The organism is Pontimicrobium sp. IMCC45349, from assembly GCF_047219225.1.
GTDB lineage: Bacteria > Bacteroidota > Bacteroidia > Flavobacteriales > Flavobacteriaceae > IMCC45349.
In genome coordinates this window covers 2,198,855-2,224,356 of record NZ_CP178208.1, presented here as the reverse complement: position 1 = coordinate 2,224,356, position 25,502 = coordinate 2,198,855, and the positions used below count along the sequence as shown (strand labels likewise).

The 25,502-nt window shown below is 32.1% G+C and carries 23 protein-coding genes; 9 read left to right on the top strand and 14 right to left on the bottom strand.

Translation table 11 applies throughout. From position 1 onward, the window contains the following. Positions 1-147 precede the first annotated feature (147 nt). Genes nqrF through ACLII3_RS10330 form a run of 6 tightly spaced genes read right to left on the bottom strand, consistent with a single transcriptional unit; the run spans position 148 to position 6,160 of the window. Positions 148-1,455 carry an NADH:ubiquinone reductase (Na(+)-transporting) subunit F gene (gene nqrF, locus ACLII3_RS10355; RefSeq protein WP_412987912.1) on the bottom strand — a complete coding sequence of 436 codons (1,308 nt, stop codon included), beginning with the start codon at positions 1,453-1,455 and terminating at the stop codon, positions 148-150. A gap of 4 nt (positions 1,456-1,459) precedes the next feature. Then, on the bottom strand, positions 1,460-2,179 hold the full coding sequence (gene nqrE / locus ACLII3_RS10350) for an NADH:ubiquinone reductase (Na(+)-transporting) subunit E (RefSeq protein WP_412984156.1): 720 nt from the start codon (positions 2,177-2,179) through the stop codon (positions 1,460-1,462). Between the two features lie 14 nt (positions 2,180-2,193). Continuing rightward, on the bottom strand, positions 2,194-2,841 hold the full coding sequence (locus ACLII3_RS10345; protein ID WP_412984155.1) for an NADH:ubiquinone reductase (Na(+)-transporting) subunit D: 648 nt from the start codon (positions 2,839-2,841) through the stop codon (positions 2,194-2,196). A gap of 3 nt (positions 2,842-2,844) precedes the next feature. Next, complete coding sequence (locus ACLII3_RS10340; RefSeq protein ID WP_412984154.1) at positions 2,845-3,597, bottom strand: Na(+)-translocating NADH-quinone reductase subunit C; 753 nt, start codon at positions 3,595-3,597, stop codon at positions 2,845-2,847. Positions 3,598-3,599: 2 nt separating this feature from the next. Beyond that, positions 3,600-4,805, bottom strand: coding sequence for an NADH:ubiquinone reductase (Na(+)-transporting) subunit B (locus ACLII3_RS10335; RefSeq protein ID WP_412984153.1), 1,206 nt, complete (start codon positions 4,803-4,805; stop codon positions 3,600-3,602). After that, positions 4,805-6,160: a Na(+)-translocating NADH-quinone reductase subunit A gene (locus ACLII3_RS10330; protein WP_412984152.1), complete on the bottom strand. Its 1,356-nt coding sequence runs from the start codon at positions 6,158-6,160 to the stop codon at positions 4,805-4,807. Before ACLII3_RS10330 ends, ACLII3_RS10335 begins: the two co-directional genes overlap by 1 nt. Positions 6,161-6,328: 168 nt before the next feature. Between ACLII3_RS10330 and ACLII3_RS10325 the strand changes: the two genes are divergently transcribed. Both ACLII3_RS10325 and apaG read left to right on the top strand, forming a co-directional pair. Continuing rightward, positions 6,329-7,573 carry a type IX secretion system plug protein domain-containing protein gene (locus ACLII3_RS10325; RefSeq protein WP_412984151.1) on the top strand — a complete coding sequence of 415 codons (1,245 nt, stop codon included), beginning with the start codon at positions 6,329-6,331 and terminating at the stop codon, positions 7,571-7,573. A 111-nt stretch (positions 7,574-7,684) separates the two neighbouring features. Then, positions 7,685-8,071 carry a Co2+/Mg2+ efflux protein ApaG gene (apaG, locus tag ACLII3_RS10320; protein ID WP_412984150.1) on the top strand — a complete coding sequence of 129 codons (387 nt, stop codon included), beginning with the start codon at positions 7,685-7,687 and terminating at the stop codon, positions 8,069-8,071. Here apaG and ACLII3_RS10315 read toward each other — a convergent pair. Both ACLII3_RS10315 and ACLII3_RS10310 read right to left on the bottom strand, forming a co-directional pair. Further along, positions 8,064-9,068: a DUF6695 family protein gene (locus tag ACLII3_RS10315; RefSeq protein ID WP_412984149.1), complete on the bottom strand. Its 1,005-nt coding sequence runs from the start codon at positions 9,066-9,068 to the stop codon at positions 8,064-8,066. The two genes, apaG and ACLII3_RS10315, sit on opposite strands and share 8 nt — an antisense overlap. Beyond that, positions 9,058-9,786, bottom strand: a complete 729-nt coding sequence (locus tag ACLII3_RS10310) for an NRDE family protein (RefSeq protein WP_412984148.1) — start codon at positions 9,784-9,786, stop codon at positions 9,058-9,060. Before ACLII3_RS10310 ends, ACLII3_RS10315 begins: the two co-directional genes overlap by 11 nt. 151 nt (positions 9,787-9,937) lie before the next feature. On the opposite strand from ACLII3_RS10310, the gene pruA reads away from it, so the two are divergent. Together pruA and ACLII3_RS10300 are read left to right on the top strand one after the other, a co-directional pair. Next, positions 9,938-11,566: an L-glutamate gamma-semialdehyde dehydrogenase gene (pruA, locus tag ACLII3_RS10305; RefSeq protein ID WP_412984147.1), complete on the top strand. Its 1,629-nt coding sequence runs from the start codon at positions 9,938-9,940 to the stop codon at positions 11,564-11,566. 143 nt (positions 11,567-11,709) lie between these two features. Further along, positions 11,710-14,049: a T9SS type A sorting domain-containing protein gene (locus ACLII3_RS10300; protein WP_412984146.1), complete on the top strand. Its 2,340-nt coding sequence runs from the start codon at positions 11,710-11,712 to the stop codon at positions 14,047-14,049. Between the two features lie 66 nt (positions 14,050-14,115). Here the strand turns inward: ACLII3_RS10300 and ACLII3_RS10295 are convergent, their stop codons facing one another. Beyond that, complete coding sequence (locus ACLII3_RS10295; protein ID WP_412984145.1) at positions 14,116-15,426, bottom strand: Omp28-related outer membrane protein; 1,311 nt, start codon at positions 15,424-15,426, stop codon at positions 14,116-14,118. Positions 15,427-15,543: 117 nt separating this feature from the next. Between ACLII3_RS10295 and ACLII3_RS10290 the strand changes: the two genes are divergently transcribed. Together ACLII3_RS10290 and ACLII3_RS10285 are read left to right on the top strand one after the other, a co-directional pair. Then, positions 15,544-16,023 carry a TlpA family protein disulfide reductase gene (locus ACLII3_RS10290; RefSeq protein WP_412984144.1) on the top strand — a complete coding sequence of 160 codons (480 nt, stop codon included), beginning with the start codon at positions 15,544-15,546 and terminating at the stop codon, positions 16,021-16,023. A gap of 34 nt (positions 16,024-16,057) precedes the next feature. Then, positions 16,058-17,746, top strand: coding sequence for a DUF6029 family protein (locus ACLII3_RS10285; protein WP_412984143.1), 1,689 nt, complete (start codon positions 16,058-16,060; stop codon positions 17,744-17,746). Positions 17,747-17,796: 50 nt separating this feature from the next. Here ACLII3_RS10285 and rsmG read toward each other — a convergent pair whose 3' ends face one another. After that, positions 17,797-18,429, bottom strand: a complete 633-nt coding sequence (rsmG, locus tag ACLII3_RS10280; RefSeq protein WP_412984142.1) for a 16S rRNA (guanine(527)-N(7))-methyltransferase RsmG — start codon at positions 18,427-18,429, stop codon at positions 17,797-17,799. 131 nt (positions 18,430-18,560) lie between these two features. Between rsmG and ACLII3_RS10275 the strand changes: the two genes are divergently transcribed. Both ACLII3_RS10275 and ACLII3_RS10270 read left to right on the top strand, forming a co-directional pair. Then, on the top strand, positions 18,561-19,655 hold the full coding sequence (locus ACLII3_RS10275; RefSeq protein ID WP_412984141.1) for a fatty acid desaturase family protein: 1,095 nt from the start codon (positions 18,561-18,563) through the stop codon (positions 19,653-19,655). A 33-nt stretch (positions 19,656-19,688) separates the two neighbouring features. Next, positions 19,689-20,873 (top strand): pyridoxal phosphate-dependent aminotransferase, encoded by a 1,185-nt coding sequence (locus ACLII3_RS10270; RefSeq protein WP_412984140.1) that lies wholly within the window; start codon positions 19,689-19,691, stop codon positions 20,871-20,873. A gap of 96 nt (positions 20,874-20,969) precedes the next feature. On the opposite strand, the gene ACLII3_RS10265 is transcribed toward ACLII3_RS10270, so the two are convergent. The 4 genes from ACLII3_RS10265 to trkA form a co-directional block, all read right to left on the bottom strand. Further along, positions 20,970-21,257 carry a hypothetical protein gene (locus ACLII3_RS10265; RefSeq protein ID WP_412984139.1) on the bottom strand — a complete coding sequence of 96 codons (288 nt, stop codon included), beginning with the start codon at positions 21,255-21,257 and terminating at the stop codon, positions 20,970-20,972. A 136-nt stretch (positions 21,258-21,393) separates the two neighbouring features. Continuing rightward, entirely contained in the window at positions 21,394-21,651 is a 258-nt protein-coding gene (locus tag ACLII3_RS10260; protein WP_412984138.1) for a hypothetical protein, read from the bottom strand. Positions 21,652-21,812: 161 nt separating this feature from the next. Further along, positions 21,813-23,306, bottom strand: coding sequence for a TrkH family potassium uptake protein (locus tag ACLII3_RS10255; RefSeq protein WP_412984137.1), 1,494 nt, complete (start codon positions 23,304-23,306; stop codon positions 21,813-21,815). 12 nt (positions 23,307-23,318) lie between these two features. Beyond that, positions 23,319-24,668: a Trk system potassium transporter TrkA gene (trkA, locus tag ACLII3_RS10250; protein ID WP_412984136.1), complete on the bottom strand. Its 1,350-nt coding sequence runs from the start codon at positions 24,666-24,668 to the stop codon at positions 23,319-23,321. 101 nt (positions 24,669-24,769) lie between these two features. Between trkA and ubiE the strand changes: the two genes are divergently transcribed. Beyond that, entirely contained in the window at positions 24,770-25,501 is a 732-nt protein-coding gene (gene ubiE / locus ACLII3_RS10245; RefSeq protein ID WP_412984135.1) for a bifunctional demethylmenaquinone methyltransferase/2-methoxy-6-polyprenyl-1,4-benzoquinol methylase UbiE, read from the top strand. Position 25,502: the final 1 nt, after the last annotated feature.

The following is a 25,502-nucleotide window of genomic DNA, read 5'->3' as shown; positions in this document are numbered from 1 at the left end:
CCTATTGAAACAAAACAATGTATTTCATCACAAAAACTAACACATATTAATTCCCTTACAATTGAATAATAATTAAAATAGATAGCATTATTAAACAAAAAACCCAACACTTTCGTGTTGGGTTTTAGTATTTATAATATTTGAGGTCTATCCTCCAAAATCATCGAATCTAATATTCTCATCTGCAAGACCAAAATCTTCTCCCATTTTTTGAACAGCCTTGTTCATTAATGGAGGTCCACAGAAATATAATTCTATATCCTCTGGGTTTTCATGATGACTTAAATAGTTATCTATTACACAATTGTGAATAAATCCAACAAAGCCATCTCCAGGAGCATCAATATTTTCTTTTACTTTCCAGTTATCTTCTGGTAAAGGCTCAGATAATGCTAAATAGAACTTAAAGTTAGGGAAATCTTTTTCTAACTTATAGAAGTGATCTAAGTAGAATAACTCACGCTTAGAACGCCCACCATACCAATAAGTAACCTTACGTCCTGTTTTTAAAGTTCTGAATAAGTGATATAAGTGAGAACGCATTGGTGCCATACCAGCTCCTCCACCTACATATAACATTTCAGCTTCAGACTCATTGATGAAGAACTCACCATAAGGTCCAGAAATTGTACACTTGTCACCTTTTTTTAAGTTAAAAATATATGACGATGCTACACCTGGATTTACATCCATCCAACCATTTTTATTACGATCCCATGGTGGAGTAGCAATACGTACGTTAAGCATAATCTCACGCCCTTCAGCTGGGTAAGAAGCCATAGAATAAGCACGCTCAACTAACTCATCGTTCTTCATTACAAGTGGCCAAAGACCAAACTTATCCCATTCTGCTTGAAACTTATCTGGAGTTTCATGCTCTTCTGGGTGAGCAGTAATATCGATATCAGAATATTTTACTTCACAAGGTGGAATTTCAATTTGAATATAACCTCCTGCTTTATAACCCATATCTTCTGGAATCTCAACTACAAATTCTTTAATGAATGATGCTACGTTATAGTTACGAACTACAACAGCTTCCCATTTCTTAATTCCAAATACTTCTTCTGGAATTGTAATTTCCATATCCTGCTTCACTTTTACCTGACAAGATAAACGTGCGCCATGAGCTAATTCTTTTCTTGTAAAGTGAGGTGTTTCAGTAGGTAATGCTTCTCCACCGCCAGATAATACGTGACACTCACATTGAATACAAGTTCCACCACCACCACAAGCAGATGGTAAAAATATTTTCTCGTTTCCTAAAGTAGATAATAGTGTACCACCAGAAGCTACTTCTATTTCTTTTTCACCATTAATCTTGATTTTTACAGGACCAGATGGTGCTAACTTTTGTTTTACAAATAATAACAATCCAACTAATAGTAGTGTAATTACTAAAAATGCTACTACAGTTGCTACAATTGTTCCTAATGTACTTGCTGCTAATACTATCATGTTATTCAATTACTTTAGTTGCGTTATCAGCTAATTCCTTTTCATTAACTTCTTCTTCAGAAGTTGCTAGTATTGTTTTTTCTTCAGTAGCTTCTTCATCACCACCAGTTAACATACCACCAAAACTCATAAACCCAATAGCCATTAAACCAGTTATAATAAACGTAATACCTAAACCTCTTAAAGCTGGTGGCACGTTTGAATATCTAATTTTTTCACGAATAGCTGCAATTGCTAAAATTGCTAAGAACCATCCAATACCAGAACCAACACCATAAGTAGCTGCTAATCCTAATGTTGCTATTTCACGTGATTGCATAAATAATGAACCTCCTAAAATGGCACAGTTTACAGCAATTAATGGTAAGAAAATACCAAGTGAGTTATATAAAGCTGGTGCAAATTTTTCAACAATAATCTCTACCAATTGTACCATAGTTGCAATTGTTGCAATAAACATGATAAATGATAAGAAACTTAAGTCGTATGATGCATATTCTTCTCCTAACCACTTCCCAAGTGCTCCAGGTTGAAGAATGTATTGATCTAATAACCAGTTAATAGGTACAGTTACTACTAATACGAAGATAACTGCTGCTCCTAAACCAACTGCTGTTGATACTTTTTTAGATACTGCAAGGTAAGAACACATTCCTAAGAACGTAGCAAATACCATGTTATCTATAAATATTGATTTAAAAAATAATTCTAAATGTTCCATAGTTTATCTTCTTTCTAGTGATCTTCAATTAATGCAGTATTTCTACTACGTTGTACCCAAATTATAATACCTACTACTATTAAGGCCATTGGTGCTAATAACATAAATCCGTTATTTTCATAACCAATAGAATATAAACCTGTTTTTGCAATAGGATCTCCTAAAACTTTATATCCTAATAAAGTTCCAGAACCTAATAATTCTCTAAAGAATCCTACAATTATTAAAATCACACCATAACCAAGTGCATTACCAATTCCATCTAGGAATGACCTCCAAGGTCCATTACCTAAAGCAAATGCTTCAAAACGTCCCATGATAATACAGTTAGTAATAATTAATCCAATAAAAGCTCCTAACTCTTTACTTAATTGGTAAGAGAAAGCTTTTAAAACTTGATCTACTATAATTACAAGTGCAGCTACTACTGTAAGCTGAACAATAATTCTAATTTTTGATGGAATTATATTTCTGATAAGAGACATAACTACATTTCCTACTCCCATTACAAACAGTACAGAAATAGTCATTACGATAGATGCTTTTAATTGCGCTGTAATCGCTAAAGCAGAACAGATACCTAATACTTGAATAGTAATTGGGTTATTATCTGCTAATGGATCTTTAATTAGAGCTGCGTCTTTTTTTGATAAAAGTCCCATATATTAGTTCGTTTTTAAAGTGTTAAAATAAGGTACATAAAGCTTTAGCTCAGATTTGATCATAGCTGCAACACCATCACCTGTAATTGTAGCTCCAGCAATAGCATCTACCTCATTATCTGTTTTATCTTCATTTAATGGATCTCCATTACTTTTAGAGATAGCTATTCCAGCAAAATTCCCTGATGTATCTTTAAGAGATTCACCAATAAAGTCATCCATAAAGTAACGCTCTTTAATGTTAGCTCCTAAACCAGCTGTTTCACCTTTATGGTCAAAGTATGCACCTTGCACAACCATATTATTATCCATAGCAACATAAGCCCAAACAGCATCCCAAAGTCCTTTACCTCTAATTGGAGCTATATAATATGTTTTACCATCTTTTTCTCCAATAAATAAAGGTAATTGTCTTTCATTACCATCTTTTGCACTTTGTTGTTCCTTCTTAATATCAATTAAGTAAGCTTCATTGTCTTCTTTTGCATCAGTACCATTAGTAATTACTAATTGCTTAGTGATGTATTTAGTAAACTCTTCACCTACTTTGTCATCAGCTACAAAAGCCACACTAGTATCGTCATTTTCATGAACACCCATTGTATAAAGGATGTTTTGTTGCTTTTCAATACGCTTGTTTTCATCAATTTTCGGTCTTAACACAGATGCTACACCTGCTAATAAAGAACCTACTACTACAACCATTCCTATGGCAAATAGTATTGTATATAAATTTGAATCTGTCTTATTACTCATGACTAAGCTGTTTTAACTTTTGCACGTTTTAATCTTCTCTTCACGTTTCCTTGAACCACATAGTGATCAATTGTTGGTGCAAATACATTCATTAATAGAATTGCTAACATTACACCTTCTGGATATGCTGGGTTGAAAACACGTATCATAATTGAAATGAAACCAATTAAGAATCCGTAAATCCATTTTCCTTTTGTAGTTTGTGATGCAGTTACAGGATCTGTTGCCATAAACACTGTACCAAATGCAAATCCACCAATTAATAAGTGATGCCAAAAAGGAGTACTCATTAATCCATAAAACTTACTACTTTCAGTAATGATTCCAGCATCAACAACTTGGTTGAATATTAATCCCATTACTAAAGCTCCAACCACTGATGATAACATAATTCTCCAACTACCAATTTTAGAGAAGATTAAAAACAACCCTCCTAATAAAATTAATAATGTAGATGTTTCACCAACAGAACCAGGCATGATTCCGTAGAACATATCCATAACACTATGTGTTACTTCTTGGTTTTGTGCTAAACTACCTAATACAGTTTCACCTGAAATAGCATCAGGAGTACCAGCACGTTCAACAGCACCATGTACCCAAACTTTATCTCCAGACATCCAAGTTGGATATGCGAAGAATAAAAATGCTCTAATAGTTAAAGCTGGATTTAGAATATTCATTCCAGTTCCACCAAATACTTCTTTTCCAATTACAACACCAAAAGCAACTGCTACTGCTAACATCCATAAAGGAATATCAACAGGTACAATAAGAGGCACCAACATTCCTGTTACTAGATAACCCTCTTCTACTTCGTGTTTTTTTATGATTGCAAAAATAAATTCGATTAATAGACCTACACCATAAGAAACAATTACTAGAGGTAATACTTTCCACAATCCAATTACAAGATTATCCCAAGTCCAAAATGATGCACCAAAAAATCCTGTTGCATTTTGTATTTCACCTAAAGCTAAATGATGTTGGTAACCAGCATTAAACATACCAAAAATTAAACATGGTACCATTGCCATAATAACAGTGTTCATGGTACGCTTTAAATCGTCGGCTGCTTTTATATGAGTTCCATTATGAGTGGTCTCATTTGGTAAGTATAAAAAGGTATGGATTGCGTTAAACGCAGGAGCCATTTTAGTTCCTTTATACTTTTCTTTTAAGTTATGTAAATTACTTTTTAAACCCATTATCCTATTTCTTTAAGCATTAAGTCTAAACCTTCTCTAATTATCTTTTGATGTGGTTGTTTAGATACACATACAAACTCAGTTAAAGCAAAATCTTCAGGTGCTACTTCGTACATACCTAAAGCTTCCATTTCATCTAAGTCTTTGTACATACAAGCTTTTAATATTTGCATTGGATAAATATCTAATGGAAATACTTCTTCATAAGTACCTGTAGTAACAAATGCACGATGCTCACCATTTGTATTGGTATTTAAATCGTACTTTTTATTAGGTGACAACCAAGAGAATGTTAATGCTCTTGAAGTTGATATTTTATTAAAAATTGGTTTGTTCCATCCAAAAAGCTCGTAATCGTCTCCTTCTGGAATTACAGAAATTACATTACTGTAATAATCTAAATTACCATCAGGCTTTACTTGTCTTCCAGAAAGCACATTACCAGAAATGATTCTCACATTAGCATCCTTCTCGATACCTTTGTCATAAATCATAGTAGCTACTTCACTTCCTATTTTGGTTACAAAGTATCTTGGTGATTGTACTGAAGAACCTACCATTGCTACAACACGTTCAGCATTAAACTTACCTGTTAGTAACAATTCACCAATAATTACTAAATCTTGAGGATTAACCGTCCAAACCACTTCTCCTTTGTTTACAGGATCTATTTTGTTGATTTGTGTACCAACATTTCCAGATGGATGTGGACCTGACACTTTATGTAAAGTAACTCCCGATAATCCAGCTAATGGAGAATTAGAATTTTTACCAACACTAACGTGTACTTGTCCTTCAGTTAATTTCCCTAAAGCTGTAATAGCGGCTTGTAGTTCTGCTTCTTTACCTTGTAATGTAAAATCGTAGTCTGCTGCTAAAGGTGCACTTGCATATGCAGAGATAAAAATAGCCTTAGGCGCTTTATCTGGATTAGCAATTACATCGTAAGGACGTTGTTTAACAAATGGCCAACATCCAGATGCTAATAATGCATTTTTAATATCTTCAGCTTTTGCAGAATCTACATTTACTTTACCATTATCTTGGTAAGATTGCTCTTTGTCTGCTTGAATTTTAATTTCTAAAATTCTTCTTTTTTCACCACGAGTAATCTCAATAATTTCACCAGAAACTGGAGAAACAAATTTTACTGCTTCGTTGGTTTTATCATAAAATACAGCTTCACCTGCTTTTACTTTAGAACCAACCTTCATTAATAATTTTGGAATTACGCCGTGAAAGTCTTCAGGTCTTATAGTAAAAAAGTTACTAATGATAGCGCTACTCTTAGCTTTATCAGCTTCTCCTTTTAACTTTATGTCTAGACCTTTTTTAATTCGAATGTCGTTTGACATATTTTTTGTAATTGAAATTAGTTGTCTAAAAATCCGTGCAAATTTACAAACTTTCTCACAGAATACTGATTTGAAACTAGAGCAATTATTTATTTATATCGATTCTAAATAACGAATTATTTTTAGGCATACATTTTGCTTATCTTTACCTCGATAATAACAAACTCAATGAATATCAAACTTTTTATAGCCCTATTTTTTGTCACCTATTTTGGTTTTTCACAACCTGAAGTTGAAATAAATCCACCAGATTATATAAAAACTATTGTTTTTAAAAGTAATACTAACGAAGGAGAATTACCTATACTAAAGCTTAATGAACGTTTAAACCTAGAGTTCGACACTTTAAATGGCGAAGAGGCAGATTTTTATTATGTGATTCAACATTGCGACTTTGATTGGACACCATCAAGACTAGTAAAATCCGAATACCTACAAGGCTTTGATAACTTACGTATAATCAATTACGAAAACTCGTTTAACACCTATCAAATTTATTCAAATTACAAACTTCAAATACCTAATAATCAAACGCGCATCAAAAAATCCGGAAATTACATGCTTAAGATTTTTGATGATTATGGCGATTTAGTTTTTAGCAGAAAATTTATGGTATATGAAGACTTAGCAAATGTTGGCGTTAACATTAAACGCTCTAAAGATGTTAGCTTTGTTAACGAAGCACAGTCAGTTGATTTTAAAATATCATCACTCAACATGCACTTTAAAAACCCAGACCAAACTGTCAATACACTTGTTATTCAAAACAACAACTTAAACACAGCTATTTCAAACTTAAAACCTCAATATACTTTAGGTAATGAATTAATATATAAATACACTACAGAATCACTCTTTTGGGGAGGTAATGAATATCTATATTTTGAAAACAAAGATGTAAGAGGCGCAAATGTTGGCGTTCAATTTATTGACTTAAAAAACATTTACCACAGTTATTTATACGCAGATGTTTTAAGAGCAAATCAACCTTTTACATTTAATCCTGATATAAATGGAAATTATTTGATAACCGTTTTAGATAGAGACAACCCAAGCATTGAAGCAGACTATACAGTTGTACATTTTTCATTACAACACCCAGAGTTTTTTGATAAAAGTGTTTATGTTTATGGAGGCTTTAACAACTATGCGTTAAACGACGACGAAAACAAAATGCACTACAATAGTGAAACTGGTTTTTATGAAGCTGCCATTACTCTTAAACAAGGGTTTTACAACTATAAATATGTAGTAGTTGACGAAGATGGCATTTTAGACGAAGGTGCTATTAGTGGTAACTTTTATCAAACCGAAAACAACTACAAAGTTTTAGTGTATTATAGAGACTTAGGCGCACGATATGACCGAATCATTGGACTTGGAGAAGCATCTTCCATCAATATTTCCAACTAATAATCCTATTTTTTGTTAAATTCATCTAAGAATTTTAAAAAAGACTATTTGCAATTTTAATATTCCTTATTTTTACGTACATTTAAAAGGACTATCACCTTTATAATTAATATGGTACAACAAGTCACCAAAGGCATAAAAATTTCGGTTGAAACCAACTTCGAGGGCACTTTTTACAAAAATTACAAGGTGCACTTTGCGTTTGGATATAAAGTTACCATAGAAAATCAAAGCAAGGACTCTGTTCAACTTAATTCAAGGCATTGGGAAATACTTGATGCTTTGAACAACATTGAAATTGTTGATGGAGAAGGTGTAATTGGCAAAAAGCCAGTTCTAAAACCAGGTGAATCTCATACCTATAATTCAGGATGCTTATTAACATCTCCTTTTGGAGCTATGCAAGGTCATTACAACATGGTAAATTTCACTAGTACCAAAAACTTTAGAGTCTCTATACCTAGTTTTAAGCTAAGCGCACCTTTTGCACTTAACTAATCTTTTCGATTAAATCAAACCTAAAGATAGAACCATTTTGCTGAATATGGTAGAAATGACAATTTGAATAATGCACAAATTCATAATCTAAATCATAATCAAAATGATTTTGATCTATTTTATAAATTCCTTCTACATCAATATTACCATAAGGTGACACACGTCTAAATCTATAATGCGTTTTTATTTCTGTTGGATGCAATTCAAACCAAGCTCCTGCCGCAATTCCGCTTAGCCATTGTGCATGAGATGCCACATGTAATACTTCTTTTGGCTGAAGTGAACCTATAAAATTAGGGTGATGACCTTTTAATTTATCTAAAAACAAACGTCTATTTTCCCTAGAAATTGTTGATGTAAATTCTGAAATCACACCTGTATCACTCACTTCATAAACCATATTTTCGGTATCTGCAATAACAACATTACCTATTGTACTTGGCGTAAATCGTGTAGATTTTATGAGTTTTCGTTTAATACTTTTATTTATCACTCCGGCAATCAAAGCTGAAGTTACAAAACGCGCACAATTACTAGCCTCTTTTATAAATGCGGCATATCGTATGAAATGCTGATTTTGCATTGCGGTAATCTTATTTCTCGCATTCTGATAATTTACAGCATCACAAACCGAAGCTATAAGCTTTCCTTCACCATGAGTTAACTTAGGATGTGTTGCTAAGAACTCCAAAATTTCATTTAGGTTTGTTATTTTACCACCAATAATTTCGGCCTTTAAAGGAAAATCTAATTCATGGTCTGTAATTTTTCCGCGAACTCTTCCATTAGGCTCAGGAGTTATGTAGCGTCCAAAATCATGATACTCTAAAACGCCTGTAGCCTTCTCAATCAAAACCATAGCAGCATGTCCTGCTCTTACGTAATTCTTTTTACCAATACCAATGTATCTTAAATACGGAGAATACCACTCATCAGCAACCATAACAATAGTTTCTGGATAAGCTAATGTTAAAATGATGCCTGTATTATTTTCCATGAATAACTTCTGGTCTTTCTAGAGTTTTAGAATAATGTACATTGTTATCTAAATCAGAATAACGCATTTCTAGGTTATCATTCTTTTTAACAACTCGCGTAACACTAGTTGTTTTCACAAAACCACGATCCATAATGACGCCATAATTCATATTATCACTTGCGGTTTCCGTATGAAATTGAAACATCATATCAGCATTTAGGGTTTTATCTTTTTTGAAGTTGTCAAACCACTGCTGTCTTTCTAATCTCATACTTTTATTATACAAAGTGGAAGACGACCAAATTCGAGGTTGTAATGGTAGTTTTTGAAAATGCTTTATTGAACCATCCCAAACCAGCTCATAAAAACATAATTCACGCTTCCATTCAACAATAACAATAGTAAATGGTTCGATATCATCAAGATTATACGTCTCCACAGCAGTTTCAATATTATCCGCAACTAATAAATCTTTCACTACAATACCTCGACTTAATCTGTATTCAGGTTGTCTTTCATGAATTTCAAATCCACCATTAAGTAAGCAAATCAAGCGTTTATTCTTACTTAAACCTATCCAAGACCCTTCTGATTGCTTATCTTTTGGAAATAAAAGCTGCTCTCCTTTATATTCATAAAAATCCGGAGCCAAAGAGGTTCTATTTGGTGCTTCATCTCTATTTGAAGTCAAAACAAAATCGTTATTTCCTAACGGTATTACTGTTACTGTACACATATATGTCTATGGTCTAAAAAACAGTTAGCAACTTACAAAAAATGTTTTTATTAGCCTCAAATTAGCTAGGCATTAAACCATCCTTCGTGATTAAAAAAATTGTACCTTTGCAACTTAAATTTTAATAATTCTTAAATCCGAAATAATAATCATGGGAAAAGGTTTTTTTAACGTTCCTGTTGCTGTCAATGAGCCAGTAAAAGGATATGCTCCAGGTTCTCCTGAGCGCGAAGCAGTGCTTGCTGCTTATAAAGAAATGTATAACAGCCAAGTTGATGTGCCAATGTATATTAATGGTGAAGATGTAACTACAGGTAACACAAGAACAATGTCACCTCCACACGACCACCAACATATAGTAGGAACTTATCATTTAGCTGAAAAGTCTCATGTTGAAACTGCTATTGCTACTGCATTAGAAGCTAGAAAAACTTGGTCTCAAATGCCTTGGGAACAACGTGCTGGGATTTTCTTAAGAGCTGCTGAATTAATTGCTGGTCCTTATAGAGCAAAAATCAATGCTGCTACTATGATGGCGCAATCAAAAACAGTACACCAAGCTGAAATTGACTCTGCATGTGAGTTAATCGATTTCTTAAGATTCAATGTACAGTTTATGACAGACATCTATCATGAACAACCAGAAAGTACTAGTGACGCATGGAACCGTATTGAATATAGACCATTAGAAGGATTCACTTATGCTGTGACACCATTTAACTTTACTGCTATCGCTGGTAACTTACCTGCATGTATGGCATTAATGGGTAACGTTGTGGTTTGGAAACCAAGTGATAGCCAAATTTTCTCTGCAAAAATCATCATGGATGTATTTAAAGAAGCAGGAGTACCAGCAGGTGTTATCAATGTAGTATTTGGAGATCCAGTAATGATTACTGATACTGTGATGGCAAGTCCTGATTTCTCTGGATTACACTTTACAGGTTCTACATTCATCTTTAAAGAATTATGGAAAAAGATTGGAAACAACATCCATAATTATAAAACATATCCAAGAATTGTAGGAGAAACTGGAGGTAAAGATTTTATCATTGCACATCCATCTGCAAATGCTAAACAAGTTGCTACTGGAATTGTTCGTGGTGCTTTTGAATTCCAAGGACAAAAATGTAGTGCTGCTTCTAGAGCATATGTTCCTGCTAGTTTATGGGAAAATGTTAAGAAACATGTTACTGAAGATGTAAACTCTTTCAAAATGGGATCACCAGAAGATTTAGGTAATTTCATTACTGCTGTAATCCACGAAGGTTCTTTTGATAAATTAGCAAAGTATATTGACCAAGCCAAAGCAGATAACGATGCTGAAATTATTGTTGGTGGTGGTTATGATAAGTCTAAAGGTTATTTCATTGAACCTACAGTTATTGTTACTACAAATCCAAAATACACTACAATGTGTACAGAGCTATTTGGACCAGTAATTACTATATATGTATATGAAGATGATCAGTATTCTGAAACTTTAAAATTAGTTGACGAAACTAGTGAATATGCTTTAACTGGAGCTATCTTCTCTACAGATAGATTTGCTGCTGCTGAAGCAACAAAAGCTTTAGAAAATTGTGCAGGTAACTTCTACATCAATGACAAGCCAACTGGAGCTGTTGTTGGTCAACAACCATTTGGAGGCGCTAGAGCATCTGGAACAAATGATAAAGCAGGAAGTGCTCAAAACTTATTACGTTGGGTATCTCCAAGAATGATTAAAGAAACATTTGTAAGTCCAAAGGATTACAGGTATCCTTTCTTAGGAGAGTAATTAACTCAAAATAACAAACAACAAAAAAGCCTTAAAACATTGATTTTAAGGCTTTTTTAATTCCAAAAATATCTTTTTACAGTTTAAAAAAAGTGATAATGTTTGTATATTTATAGCAGCTATTAATCTTTAAACAAACATTTATGATGAAGAAACTACTCATCTTACTATTGTTTCCTTCAATTATTTTTCCGCAAGATAAGTTTAGTAAACTAAACAAAAACACAATGGAAACATCAATACTCTACGACAGAGTATACAAGACTGCAAACCTTACTGAAACACCTAAAGAAATAAATGCCTCATATTTTATTCAGGCGTATTCTGAACTTTCTAAGGCTGATTACAACAGCAACTTTAACAATGTTTCAATTTTTAAAACTATTAAAGATGATAGTTTTAAGGAGCAATTCATTCCTTTAGGGATTTTAAAAGTTGACTTTGAAACTATTAAAACAAACGCTATAACTGATGGCTTAATATCTATTGGCGCAAATAATAACTTAATAAACACTAATGATGGAGCTCAATCAATATTTGACAAACATAACATCACCATAGTTTCACCAGTAATTAGAAAATTTAAAGGCTTAAAGACTAAATTTAAAATACTACCAGAACTTATTACCAACACAAGCACTAATGGCATTAGCTCTATAAAAGCCAATTTTAATAACGGTTTTGGTTTTCAGGTATTAAATATTAACGAAGAAATTCTTGTTAATTATCCAACAGAAGGCATTAAACATATTGATTTTGAAATAACATTCACCAACGGTATTGTTAAAAACAATCGTGCTAGTATAGTTATACAAAAATCTTCTACCGATTTAAACGCCGATAATTTAAGAGCAGCACCTGGTGATGAAGGTCCAATTACAAGCATTAATTCTTTAATATCATATCAAGGAGAAGGAGAAACTCAAGCTCATTTAGGAACTGCTGAATACAAAATTTTCTATGATAATGTTGATGGTGTTTTAGACAAACCAATAATCTTTGTTGATGGCTTTGACCCTGGTGACGACAGAACTATTCCTTTAATGTATAATTTGTTAAATTTTGGAAACCCAACTCAAAACCTTGCTGATCTAGTAAGAGATGAAGGCTACGATTTAGTTGTTCTCAATTTTCCAATTTACACAAGTGCTTCTGACGGAAGTACCGTAATTGATGGTGGCGCTGATTTTATTCAACGAAATGCATATATACTGGCAAACCTCATTAACACAATAAATGGCTTAAAAGTAGGAAGCGAAGAGAATGTTGTTATTGGACCTAGTATGGGAGGTTTAATTTCTAGATACGCTTTACGATACATGGAACAAAACACAATGAATCATGAAACTCGACTTTACCTATCTTTTGACTCTCCTCATTTAGGAGCTAATGTACCTATAGGAATTCAATACATGTTCAACTACATGGTAAATGGAGATCCTGGAATAACTGCTGCAGCTCCTTTAGTTGATGGATTACTAAATAGCGCTGCTGCTAAACAAATGCTAATAGACCACTATTTAGGACACTTACAAAATGGCTCAAACTTTCTACAAGATAACTCTTTAACACTACCAACAGGAGCTCCTAATTTTAGAGACGCTTTTCAAAATGAGTTAGAAACAATGGGCTTTCCTCAAAACACAAGAAATGTGTCTATAATTAATGGAAGTGGTATTGGGGCCTTAACTGGAAGTCCTGGAGCTAGTATTATAAATCATACATTTGATACTGGCGTACAAGGAGGCTTTCCTACTCAAGCAATTATTAGTACTAATTTTACACCAGCTGCGTCACAAACAATAACTATAACAGATTTTGTTGGGCAAGTTAACATTGGTTTTTGGCTTACCGCTTTTTCATTTTCTGCAACTGCAGAATCTCCATCATTTAGCGATGGAATTGACAGTGCTCCTGGTGGTCTTTTTGACCTAACAAGCTTTGACGATGGTAGCGACCCATTAATAGCAGAGTTTGTAGCAAATCTTAATATTGATGCTTTTAATTTTATACCTTCTGTTAGTGCTTTAGCTTTAGACAACACAAATAGCAATATAGATTGGTATCATGATATTGATTTAGGCCCTGGAGATCCTCCTGGAGGTGATGTTATTAACTCAACTTCATTTGTAAACTGGTATATTCCAGATACAAATGAAGATCATGTTTTACTAACAGAAGCTAATGTAGCATTTGCTCTTACCGAAATAATACCTGAAACATTAAGTTCTAATGAGTTAGAAAACAATATCATTAAACTGGAAAAAAACCCTGTTACCAATCAAATTATCTTATTAAATAACACCCAAATTCAAAATGCAGCAATTAAAATTATTGACGTTACAGGCAAAACAGTATATCAAAACAACAACCTAGATATTAACAACAGAACTTCTATTCCTATTAACTTAAATAGTGGATTATATATTTTAAAAGTGATTCATCATACCAATAGTTTTACAACCAAATTCATTGTTAACTAACTCAAATTATATAAATAAAAAAAGGCTACTCAATAAGTAGCCTTTTTTTATTTATATAATATTATATTATAACTCTTCGAAAGCTTGATCATCTCCAAAATGAGCTGATCTTACATTATAAACTGTATTTGTTGTTCCATCCACAACAAAAGCAACAACACTCATTTTATCTGTATTTGAAACATTTGAAGGTACAGCTACAGAAATTGTATTAGTATAAACATTATCAGCAACTATTTCTGAACTTGGAATTGTATCTCCTAATAAAGATGTTAATGATGCTCTTAAAACATGATCGTGTTCAAAGTTTGCTAATGTACTAGCACCACCATAATAGCTAGTATAATTAGTTTGATCATAAAACAAATCATCTTCTAAAACATAAACAACTAACTTAATATTATCCGAAGAAAATAACCCACCAAACTTAACATTTACATCAATTGATATATTTCCACCATTTAAAGTAGGTGTTAAAGCTAAACCTAAATTAGCATCTCCAGAAGTTAAGTTAACTACTTGACTTACATTATTTGGTTCTGGATAATTCCACTCAATAGTTCTATTTAACATTGCTGTAGGGTAACCTTGTAAATTAATCATATCCTCTAAAGTTCCAGCATTGTAGTTATAAGGATCGTAAGAACCACTACTTGGATTTGTACTACCTCTATGTATCGCTACAGGTACAGCATTATCTGTATCATTTTGAACTAATTCAATACCATAAGCTACTCTTGGACAATAACCACACCAAGTTCCTGTATAATCTTCAAGTAATACTTTTTTAGTAAACTTTGTTGGTGCAGGTTGAACTACCACCTCAACTGTATTACTAGTTAACCCATCATAAGTTGCTTCAAATTGAAAAGTTCCAACAGCTGTTGCGGCATATGAATTACCTCCTAAATCAACTCCATCAACAGTAATAGTTGAAGAACTTCCAACATCTTGACCGTTATTTGCTATTACATTAAACATAATATTATCTCCAACATATACATTTGAAAGTGAAGAAGTAGCTGATAATGTAATACTAGTAATTTCTGGAACAGCATTAACAACTAAAGTGTTACTTGTTAAACCATCATAAGCAGCAACAACAGTATAATCACCTCCAGTTGTAGGAGTAAATGTATTACCTGTTATAGCACTACCATTAACACTAATTGTTGCAGTAGAAGTTAAAGCTTCATTATTATTTCCTGTAACAGTAAAAGTAAATGTACCTCCAACTACCACACCAGCAGTATCAGAAGTTAAAGAAATACTCGTTAATTGATTACCGCCACCATCATCACTACTATCACTACTGCAGCCATGAAAGATTAAGGTAAAAGCAAAAAACAATGTTGTTAAGATGTGTTTTGTTTTCATAAAAGTTTAAGTTTTCTTTAAAATATTCGCCAAATATAACATTTTTTTAAACTTTTGGTATTAATATTGCAACTTCTTAATAAAATTCTCTATTATTCTAATTAAAATATATTAATAATGAAAAAAATCTTCCTATTAATTTGTGCATTTACGTTCACACTTAGTTATGCTCAAGAACTACCAAACATTAACCTTAAAAATTTAGATGGCAAATCAATTTCTATTCAAGAACTCGCAAATTCTGACGATGTAAAAGTACTAAGCTTTTGGGCTACTTGGTGCGTTCCTTGTATTAACGAACTTGATGCAATAAGTGATGTTTATGATGATTGGCAAGATGAAACTAACGTAGAAATTGTTGCAATTTCAACTGACGACTCAAGAACTAAAAAAAGAGTAAAACCATTAGTGAATGGTAAAGGTTGGGAATACCAAATTTTAATTGATGACAATCAAGATTTAAAACGCGCATTAAACATTTCTACATTACCACACATAATAGTTGTAAAAAGTGGAAAAATCGTTTATAGACATAGTGGTTATACTCCAGGAAGTGAAGACGACCTTTATGAGATAATAAAAAAACATTCAAAGTAAATCAACTAGCTTAACCAATCAATATACAAACCAAATGAAAAAACTAATATTAGCATTAACTCTTTGCTTTTCTGGGCAATTCATTTTTGCTCAACTTATAGATAACCTTACCATAGGACTTGAAACTAATGCTGCTTGGTATAATGACGATAGTAAAACAGGACCTTTTTATGATGAAGAAAACCAAGATGGTGACGAACATATTAGATTTAATAACTATTTAAAATTAGATTATAATTTTTTAAAAAACTTCACTGCTTCAGTTCAATTAGAATCTTATGAACCTTTTGCTCTTTTAAATTACTCACCAAATTTTGAAGGAACTAATTTAGGAACATACTCCTTAAACTATAGAAACTCTAAGTTAGATGTTACTGCTGGACATTTTTACGCACAATTTGGCAGTGGTTTAATACTAAGAAACTGGGAAGATAGGCAGTTAGGAATCAACAATGCTCTTCTTGGAGGTAAGGTAACTTACTCACCAGCAAATTTTGTTTCTTTAACAGCCTTATATGGTAAACAACGTGTTGGATTTGAAACTTCAGAAGGAGAAATTTTTGGTTTTGATACAGATATAGATCTTGCAACTTTATTAAAATTTGAACAATCTGCTTTAAGTGTTGGACTAAGTTATGTTGGAAGAAAAGAAAGCACTGATATTGTTGACCCAGAATTTGACGAACTTACAAATGCTTTTTCAGGTCGTATAGATTTTTCTCAAGGAAGCTTTTATGCTGGCGCAGAATATGTATCTAAAAGTGATGATTTAGTTGTTCAAAACTTGGGATTTCCAGATAATTTTGTTAAACCAGGTAATGCTTTATTAATTAACACAGGTTTCTCTAAAAAAGGGCTTGGTTTAGACGCCACTTTTAGACGTTTAGAAAACATGGCTTTTTATTCTGACAGAGAAACAGCTGGAAATGTTTTCTTAGAAAATTTAATAAATTATGTACCTGCCTTAACCAAACAACACGACTATTTACTTACAAATATATTCGTATATCAACCACAAGCTGTCGTTAACTATGTCTATGATGCAGGCGTATATAAGTCAGGTGAAATTGGCGGACAAGTTGATTTCTTTTATAAAATAAAGAAAGGAACTACTTTAGGTGGGAAATATGGTACAAAATTAGCCTTCAACGCTTCTTATTATGCTGGTCTTAAAGCCGATTACGATACAGATTTTTCTAACCCAAATTATGAAACTGAATTTTTAGGTTTTGGAGAAAAGTATTTTTCAGATTTTAGTGTTGAAATAAGAAAGAAGTGGAACTCAAAATGGAATTCAATATTTTATTATGTAAATCAATACTCTAATCAGAAAGAGATTCTTGGAATCTTCACAGCTGAAACAATAAAAACTAATATTGCCGTAGGTGAAGCCACTTACAAAATGGGTAAAGGAAAATCACTTAGATTTGAAGCTCAAAAAATGTGGTCTAATTCTGATGATCATAATTGGATTGGTGGTACTCTAGAATTTAACTTAAGCTCTAAACTTTCGTTTTATGTTAATGACATTTATAATGATGGAGAGGACAAAGACACAGAAAAAACCCACTATTACAATGTTGGAGGAAGCTACACTAAAGGTGCTACTAGACTCGGTTTGAATTATGGTAGACAACGTGCTGGACTTGTATGTGTTGGTGGAGTATGTCGTTTTGTACCTGAAGCAACAGGACTAACTGTAAACCTTTCAATGGCATTCTAGTTTAAATTATAAAAGGAAATAAAAAAGGGGCAACAGTTGTTGCCCCTTTTTTATTTCCTTTTATATTTAATAGGTAAATGCACCACTTTTTTAGTTTCAAAAAAATCTTCTTTAAAATAATCAGTAAGATTATAAAGTGTTGCTTTAGGAAAACTTTCCAGCTCTTCACTTAAATCACCTCCTTTTAAATATAGAATACCATTTTTCAATTCGTTATTACTCTTTTTTGCAACTTTATTCTTAATCCAACTTACAAACCTTGGCATTGCTGTAACTGCTCTACTCACAATAAAATCGTATGTTTCATTTATCTCTTCTACTCTACTGTGAGATACCTTAACATTTGTTAATTCTAATGCTTCAGTCACACCACTTACTACCTTTAACTTCTTATTAATACTATCCACTAAATGAAACTTACAATTAGGGAATAGTATAGCTAACGGAATTCCTGGAAAACCTCCTCCAGTACCAACATCCATAATACTAGCACCATCTTTAAACTCCATAACCTTAGCAATTCCTAACGAATGTAAAACATGACGTAAATACAACTCTTCAATATCCTTTCTTGAAACTACATTAATTTTAGAGTTCCAATCTAAATACAGGTCATACAACTTCGAAAACTGCTCTTGTTGCAATTCGGTTAGGTTAGGAAAGTATTTTAGGATTAAATCCATAAGTTTTAAGTTTTGTGCAAAAATAGTTATTTAATGTGTATAATTATTTAAAAAGTAAACTTAGGTAAGTCAATTATTAATTATATTTGGCGTTTATATTTAAACGCCTAATAGCACGTTACAATATTATTATGACAAAACAAGTTTTAACTTTCTCAAGAAATGATTCCGCTAAGTTTTTTAGAACCCTAAATAAGCGCATCAACAATTATTTTAAAGAAAATAATATTAAAAAGACAGGTAACTGGAAGCTTTACACTAAAGCAATTATCATGTTCACCCTTCTTTTAGGACCTTTAGTTTTACTACTTACTGTTAGCCTTCCTGTTTGGGCACAAGTCTTATCATTAATAATAATAGGTATTGGTATCGCTGGAGTTGGAATGAATGTTATGCATGATGCAAATCACGGTTCATTTTCTAGTAAAAAATGGGTAAATAAATTAATGGGAAGTAGTATTCATATCTTAGCTGGTAATGACTACAACTGGAAAGTTCAACATAATGTTTTACACCATACATACACCAATATTCAAGGGCATGACGAAGATATTGATGCTGGTAGAATTATTAGATTTTCTAAGCATGCAAAATGGTATAAAATCCATAAGTATCAAAAATATTACGCGTTCTTTTTATACGGTTTCTTAACTGTAAATTGGGCACTTACTACAGATTTCAAACAAACTTATCAATACTTAAAAAGAAAATTATCTTATGGTGATTTCCCTAATCCAGCTACTCAATGGACTAAGTTAATTATTGGAAAAATAGTTTATTATTCAATTTGGGTGGTTTTACCGATAGCTTTAGGCTACACTTGGTGGCAAGTATTAATAGGCTTTTTCATTATGCATTATACAGCTGGTATTATATTAAGTGTAATTTTTCAATTAGCGCACGTAATGCCTAATACTGAAATGCCTTTACCTGATGAAAATGGAAATATGAAAAACACTTGGGCAATCCACCAACTATTTACCACGTCTAACTTTTCTCCAAAAAGCTGGTTAGTTGAGTTTTACACTGGTGGTTTAAACCGACAAGTTGAACACCATTTATTTTCTAATATTAGCCATATTCATTATAGTAAAATTGCAAAAATTGTAAAAGAAACAGCTAACGAGTTTAGTTTACCTTATAATGAATACAACACTATTTGGAAAGCTATAGCTGAACACTATAACCAACTTAAGGTATTAGGACAAAAACCTAGTCTTGCTTAATAATTTTAGAAACAACACAACCAACAAAAAATCATGAGTTTACTTTCGGAGAGAATTTTAAACATGTCAACATCTGCCACATTAGCAATGGCAGCAAAAGCTAGAGAATTAAGAGCTGAAGGAAAAGATATAATTGGATTAAGTCTTGGAGAACCAGATTTTAATACTCCAGATTTTATTAAAGACGCAGCAATTCAAGCTATAAACGACAATTACAATTCTTATACTCCTGTTGATGGTTATGGCGAGTTAAAAGATGCTATAATTACTAAATTTAAACGTGACAATAACTTAACATATAATCACTCTCAAATTGTTGTTTCCACTGGTGCAAAACAATGTTTAGCAAATATTGCATTAGTAATGTTAAATGAAGGTGACGAAGTTATTTTACCTTGTCCTTATTGGGTTAGTTATTCTGATATCGTAAAATTATCTGATGGTGTTCCTGTTGAAGTTAAAACTTCTATCGAAACCGATTTTAAAATGACACCTCAGCAATTGGAAGCTGCTATAACACCAAAAACAAAAATGATTTGGTTTAGCTCACCATGTAACCCAAGCGGTTCAGTATATAGCAAAGCGGAATTAAGAGCTTTAGCAGATGTACTACAAAAGCATCCAAATATTTATGTAGTTTCTGATGAGATTTATGAGCATATTAATTTCTCTGATGGTCATACAAGTATGGCTGAATTTGAAGATATGTATGATAGAACTATTACAGTAAATGGTGTTTCTAAAGCTTTTGCAATGACTGGCTGGAGAATTGGATTTATTGGTGCTCCAGAAAAAATCGCTAGAGCCTGTAATAAAATGCAAGGGCAAATTACCAGTGGCGCAAATTGTATTGCTCAACGTGCAGTAATTACTGCTCTTGAAGCTTCGCCTTCTAAAGTACAATATATGATTGATGAGTTTAAAATACGTAGAGATTTAGTTTTAGACTTACTAAATAATATTGACGGATTTAATGCCAACACTCCAGAAGGTGCTTTTTATGTATTTCCAGATGTTTCTGAATTCTTCGGAAAAACTTTAAGAGGAAAAACAATAAATAACGCTACAGACTTTTCTCTTTACCTTTTAGAAGAAGCATTAGTAGCTACTGTAACTGGAGATGCATTTGGTAACCCTAATTGTATTCGTATATCATATGCAGCCTCACAAGAGCAATTAAAAGAAGCACTTAAAAGAATTAAAGAAGTTGTAAGTTAATTACATCCATAATAAATAAATAAATAAAAACCGCTAATTATTTTAGCGGTTTTTTTATGCTCATCAGTTAAAAACTGATAAATACTAACTAATAAATTATATCCAACTTAACAGATTGTCGTTTAAATAAATTAAGCCTGCAATTGCTATAGATAGTAATAATGACACAATCATTACCACTTTCTTTTGTCTATCTTTTTGTTCTCGTTTTATGCGTTCTCTAATTTCCTTTAAAACATGAGGTTTCGCTTGGGGCAAATTGTAAGTAACGCTTTTACCTTTTGTGTTACCACTTAACCTATTTTTAAACCTATCTCTCTTTGACAATAGATTTCTATTATTTTTTAAGCTAACATTCATTGAAGCTGCACCACCAAATCCCATAATTCTTATTATTTAAAGTGTTATTTTTTTTCAATACCAATCCTATCTATATAATGCTATATAGATTAATTGAGTTATATAAAAGGTTTTGAGTAAATTACTCTAGACGCAGTTTAAGGTCTTTTTTAACTAAGAATTAGCTTAGTGCAACAAATGCTAAAACAAAAATGGATAGCTTTAAAATTGCCCCAACACCAGATGAAGTGAATTGGTATTGTTTACTTTTTATACGTTGCTTAATTCCAAAAATTGATTTTGGGTTTGAATTGAAGAAATTGTTTTTTGTTTCTTCTTTATAACTTGAACTTAATAATCCTTCATTATAAAAAAATGATAGGTTATTACAACTCAAAGGGGAAGGTTCAATTTCTTCTTTTAATACATTAGTTTCCATACTTTTAATTTTAATTGGTTATACAAATAAGACGTGTAACTCAAAAAAATGTTACAGAACTAATAAGTCAAACAATAAAGCTTGGAGCACAAAAAACTATGGGAAATCAGGTAGATTCTAACAAAAACACAAATTCGAATTTCTTAAAAAAAATGTAGTTTTTATCTATTTCTCCAGAAAAAAGGAGTTAATAAAATGAGTACAGTAAATAGTTCTAGACGTCCAATTAACATTAAAAAAGAGCACCACCATTTACCAGCGGTTGGCATGTTATAAAAATTATCAACTGGACCAAAATCACCTAATGCTGGACCAACATTTCCTAAACTAGAGGCTGCAACACCAACTGCTGATTCAAAATCTAAACCTAACATTGAAAAGCCTAAAGAACCTATAATAAAGGATAACATATACAGTATAAAAAAAGCTAAAATATTAAAGACAATATCTCCTCTTACTGCTTTTTTATTATATCTAACAGGCAAAATAGCATTAGGATGCAACGTTCTTTTAAACTCTAAAAAACCATTTTTAATCATCATTAAATGCCTTACTACTTTTACACCTCCAGAAGTACTACCAGCCGATCCTCCTAAAAACATTAAACCGAAAAAGAAAACCACTAAAAATGGTGTCCATAACGTATAATCTGCAGTAACAAAACCTGTAGTTGTAATAATAGCTAATACTTGAAATAAAGAGTGCCTAAAAGCACTTTCGCCTTCACCCCAAACCATAGGATGCTCAATTGAAGATTGTGAAACATCAGCATTAAAATAAATAATTAAAGCACCTATAATTGTAAAAACACCTATAAATTTGAAATACAATAAAAACTCTTCGTCCTTAATTATTTTTTGCACCTTACCCTTAAAAGCAAAGTAGCTCAATACAAAATTTGTTCCAGCCAAAAACATGAATAAAATGATAATGTATTGAATTATTGGTTGTCCATTCCAATAAGCTACACTGGCGTTTTTTGTTGAAAAACCTCCAGTAGACAGCGTACACATAGAGTGATTTAAGGCATCAAAAAAGGACATTCCTGCTACTTTAAGTAAAATCGTTTCTGCTGCTGTATAACCAAAATAAATCAGCCATAAACGTTTAGCAGTATCAGTAATTCTAGGATGTAACTTATCTGCACTAGGTCCAGGAGCTTCAGCTGCAAAAAGCTGCATTCCTCCAATACCTAACAATGGTAATATGGCAATTGCTAATACAATAATTCCCATACCACCAATCCAATGCGTTAAACTTCTCCAAAACAAAATACCTTTGGGTAGTACTTCAATATCATTTAATATTGTAGAACCTGTTGTAGTATAACCTGAAATAGTTTCAAAAAAAGCATTTGTAAAACTAGGAATAGAACCAGTTAGCAAATATGGCAACGTTCCCGATAATGTCATTACAATCCAACCAAAAGTTACTACAATATAACCTTCACGCTTATTCATTTCTTTGGTATGGTTTCTTGTAAAAAACATAGCAATAGCACCAAAAACCACAATAGCTAAGCCAGAAAACAACAAATTAAGTGTTATACCATCCTCGTATAAAAAACTTACAAGAGTAGCTAATAACATAAAGCCACCATTAAATAATAACAGCAGACCAAAAAAGTGAAAAATAATTTTGTAATTAAGCCTCATTGAATCTAATAATTAGTAGAAAAAACTCTCTACTTTTTTAATTGATTTAGGCAAACAGCAAACCACTACTCTATCTCCTGCTTCAATATAAAAATCGCCTAAAGCTATTAAACCTTCTCCATCTCTAATAACTCCTCCAATAATAGCTGATAGTGGGAAATTTAAATTTTTAATTTCTTTATTACAGATTTTTGAAGTAGGCTTAACAACAAATTCTAACAACTCAGCATCCATGTTACTAAGCTTAGTCATTGCTACTACTTCTCCTTTTCTGATATATCTAAAAATACTATTAGCTGCTAATAACTTTTTGTTAATTAAAGTATCAATACCAATAGAATGTGATAACTCAAAATAATCCATATTCTCAACTAAAGCAATGGTTTTTTTAACCCCTTTAGATTTAGCAACTAGACAAGACATTATGTTAGTTTCTGAATTTCCAGTTACAGAAATAAAGGCATCCATTTCTTTAATACTCTCTTCCTGTAATAATTCTACATTCCTACCATCACCATTAATCACTAATGCATTTGGAAGTTGATCAGCAAGTTCAAACGCACGCTCTTTATCCTTTTCAATTAGTTTAATATTGAATCTATTGTCTGTTAAATCGCTAGCAGTTTTATTTCCAATTTTACCACCTCCAAGAATCATTACATTTTTAATATCGACTTTAAACTTACCTGTAAGATTACACAACTCTTCATCACCTCCTTTAGAAGTCATAAATACCACATGATCTCCTTCTCTTAACATTGTATCTCCTCTTGGAATAATAGTTAAATGCGAACCAAAACGTTGGATTGCTATTGGCACAAAATGAATATCTGGAATAAGCTTAGCTGCATCTTTTACCGATTTATCTACAATCGCTGCATCTTTGGTTAAAGTTAAACCTAACATTGTTAATGCACCATCTTCAAACTCGTAAGTATCATTAAAGACTGACTGATTTAATAACAACTCAATTTCTGCAGCTGCTAAAGATTCTGGTGAAATCAACTCATCTATTCCAAATTTAGTAAATCCTACCTCATCCTTTAAATCTATAAATTCAGTATTAGATATTCTAGCAACAGTCTTTTTAGCCCCTAACTGTTTAGCGAGCACACAAGCAGTAATATTTGTTGTTTCAGATGATGTTACAGCAATAAATAAATCAACATTTTCAATTCTTGAATCTCTTAATATTTCTATAGAGGTTGCATCACCCTTAACTACCTTGATATCCAAATGAGTATCGGCATAAATCAAACTATCCTTTTTAGGATCTATAAGTGTAATTTCTTGTGATTCGTATGATAAAAGTTTTGCTAAATGAAATCCGACTTCGCCAGCGCCAGCAATAATAATTTTCATTAATTCTTAATTAAAAAGATAAGCAAATATAAGTTATTTTTAGGGATTTGTGTATGAATTCCATTTCTTTGCACTTAATAATTATTAGGTTAAAAATTTTAATGTCAGAAAAAATAAAACCATACAAAGACAGTGATTTAGGCAAAAAACAACAAGTTGCTAAAATGTTTGATAATATTTCTAAGGAATACGATGGTTTAAATCGTGTAATTTCTTTTGGAATAGATGTTAAATGGAGGCGTAAAGTTGTAGACATTGTTTCTAAAACAAACCCTGAAAGTATTTTAGATATTGCCACTGGAACTGGAGACCTTGCCATTAACCTAGCTGAAACAAAAGCTGAAAAAATTGTAGGCTTAGATATTAGTGAAGGTATGCTTGAAGTTGGTAGACAAAAAGTAGCTAAACATCAATTAAACAATGTTATTGACATGATTATGGGTGACTCTGAAAACCTTCCTTTTGAAGACAATTCTTTTGATGCGATAACAGTTGCCTTTGGTGTAAGAAATTTTGAAAATTTAGAAAAAGGGCTTTCAGAAATATTAAGAGTATTAAAGCCTAATGGTATTTTTGTGATTTTAGAAACTTCTGTACCTACAAAAACGCCTTTTAAACAAGGTTATAACATTTATACAAAAGGCATTATGCCATTGATTGGAAAGTTATTTTCAAAAGATAAATCTGCATATTCATATTTAAGTGAATCTGCTTCTGTTTTTCCTTATGGAGAAGCTCTTAACAATATTTTACGTAAAATTGGGTTTATTAATGCAACAGCGCTACCTCAAACTTTTGGTGTAGCAACAATTTATACAGCCTCTAAAAAGTAAT

Coding starts and splice junctions, on each gene's coding strand:
- ACLII3_RS10295 (WP_412984145.1), bottom strand. CDS start 15,426: ATGAAAACAAAACACATCTTAACAACATTGTTTTTTGCTTTTACCTTA.
- trkA (WP_412984136.1), bottom strand. CDS start 24,668: ATGAAAATTATTATTGCTGGCGCTGGCGAAGTCGGATTTCATTTAGCA.
- ACLII3_RS10260 (WP_412984138.1), bottom strand. CDS start 21,651: ATGGAAACTAATGTATTAAAAGAAGAAATTGAACCTTCCCCTTTGAGT.
- ubiE (WP_412984135.1), top strand. CDS start 24,770: ATGTCAGAAAAAATAAAACCATACAAAGACAGTGATTTAGGCAAAAAA.
- rsmG (WP_412984142.1), bottom strand. CDS start 18,429: ATGGATTTAATCCTAAAATACTTTCCTAACCTAACCGAATTGCAACAA.
- ACLII3_RS10255 (WP_412984137.1), bottom strand. CDS start 23,306: ATGAGGCTTAATTACAAAATTATTTTTCACTTTTTTGGTCTGCTGTTA.
- ACLII3_RS10275 (WP_412984141.1), top strand. CDS start 18,561: ATGACAAAACAAGTTTTAACTTTCTCAAGAAATGATTCCGCTAAGTTT.
- ACLII3_RS10345 (WP_412984155.1), bottom strand. CDS start 2,841: ATGGGACTTTTATCAAAAAAAGACGCAGCTCTAATTAAAGATCCATTA.
- ACLII3_RS10310 (WP_412984148.1), bottom strand. CDS start 9,786: ATGTGTACAGTAACAGTAATACCGTTAGGAAATAACGATTTTGTTTTG.
- ACLII3_RS10340 (WP_412984154.1), bottom strand. CDS start 3,597: ATGAGTAATAAGACAGATTCAAATTTATATACAATACTATTTGCCATA.
- ACLII3_RS10285 (WP_412984143.1), top strand. CDS start 16,058: ATGAAAAAACTAATATTAGCATTAACTCTTTGCTTTTCTGGGCAATTC.
- ACLII3_RS10315 (WP_412984149.1), bottom strand. CDS start 9,068: ATGGAAAATAATACAGGCATCATTTTAACATTAGCTTATCCAGAAACT.
- ACLII3_RS10335 (WP_412984153.1), bottom strand. CDS start 4,805: ATGGGTTTAAAAAGTAATTTACATAACTTAAAAGAAAAGTATAAAGGA.
- ACLII3_RS10330 (WP_412984152.1), bottom strand. CDS start 6,160: ATGTCAAACGACATTCGAATTAAAAAAGGTCTAGACATAAAGTTAAAA.
- ACLII3_RS10270 (WP_412984140.1), top strand. CDS start 19,689: ATGAGTTTACTTTCGGAGAGAATTTTAAACATGTCAACATCTGCCACA.
- apaG (WP_412984150.1), top strand. CDS start 7,685: ATGGTACAACAAGTCACCAAAGGCATAAAAATTTCGGTTGAAACCAAC.
- ACLII3_RS10325 (WP_412984151.1), top strand. CDS start 6,329: ATGAATATCAAACTTTTTATAGCCCTATTTTTTGTCACCTATTTTGGT.
- nqrE (WP_412984156.1), bottom strand. CDS start 2,179: ATGGAACATTTAGAATTATTTTTTAAATCAATATTTATAGATAACATG.
- ACLII3_RS10300 (WP_412984146.1), top strand. CDS start 11,710: ATGATGAAGAAACTACTCATCTTACTATTGTTTCCTTCAATTATTTTT.
- ACLII3_RS10290 (WP_412984144.1), top strand. CDS start 15,544: ATGAAAAAAATCTTCCTATTAATTTGTGCATTTACGTTCACACTTAGT.
- ACLII3_RS10265 (WP_412984139.1), bottom strand. CDS start 21,257: ATGGGATTTGGTGGTGCAGCTTCAATGAATGTTAGCTTAAAAAATAAT.
- pruA (WP_412984147.1), top strand. CDS start 9,938: ATGGGAAAAGGTTTTTTTAACGTTCCTGTTGCTGTCAATGAGCCAGTA.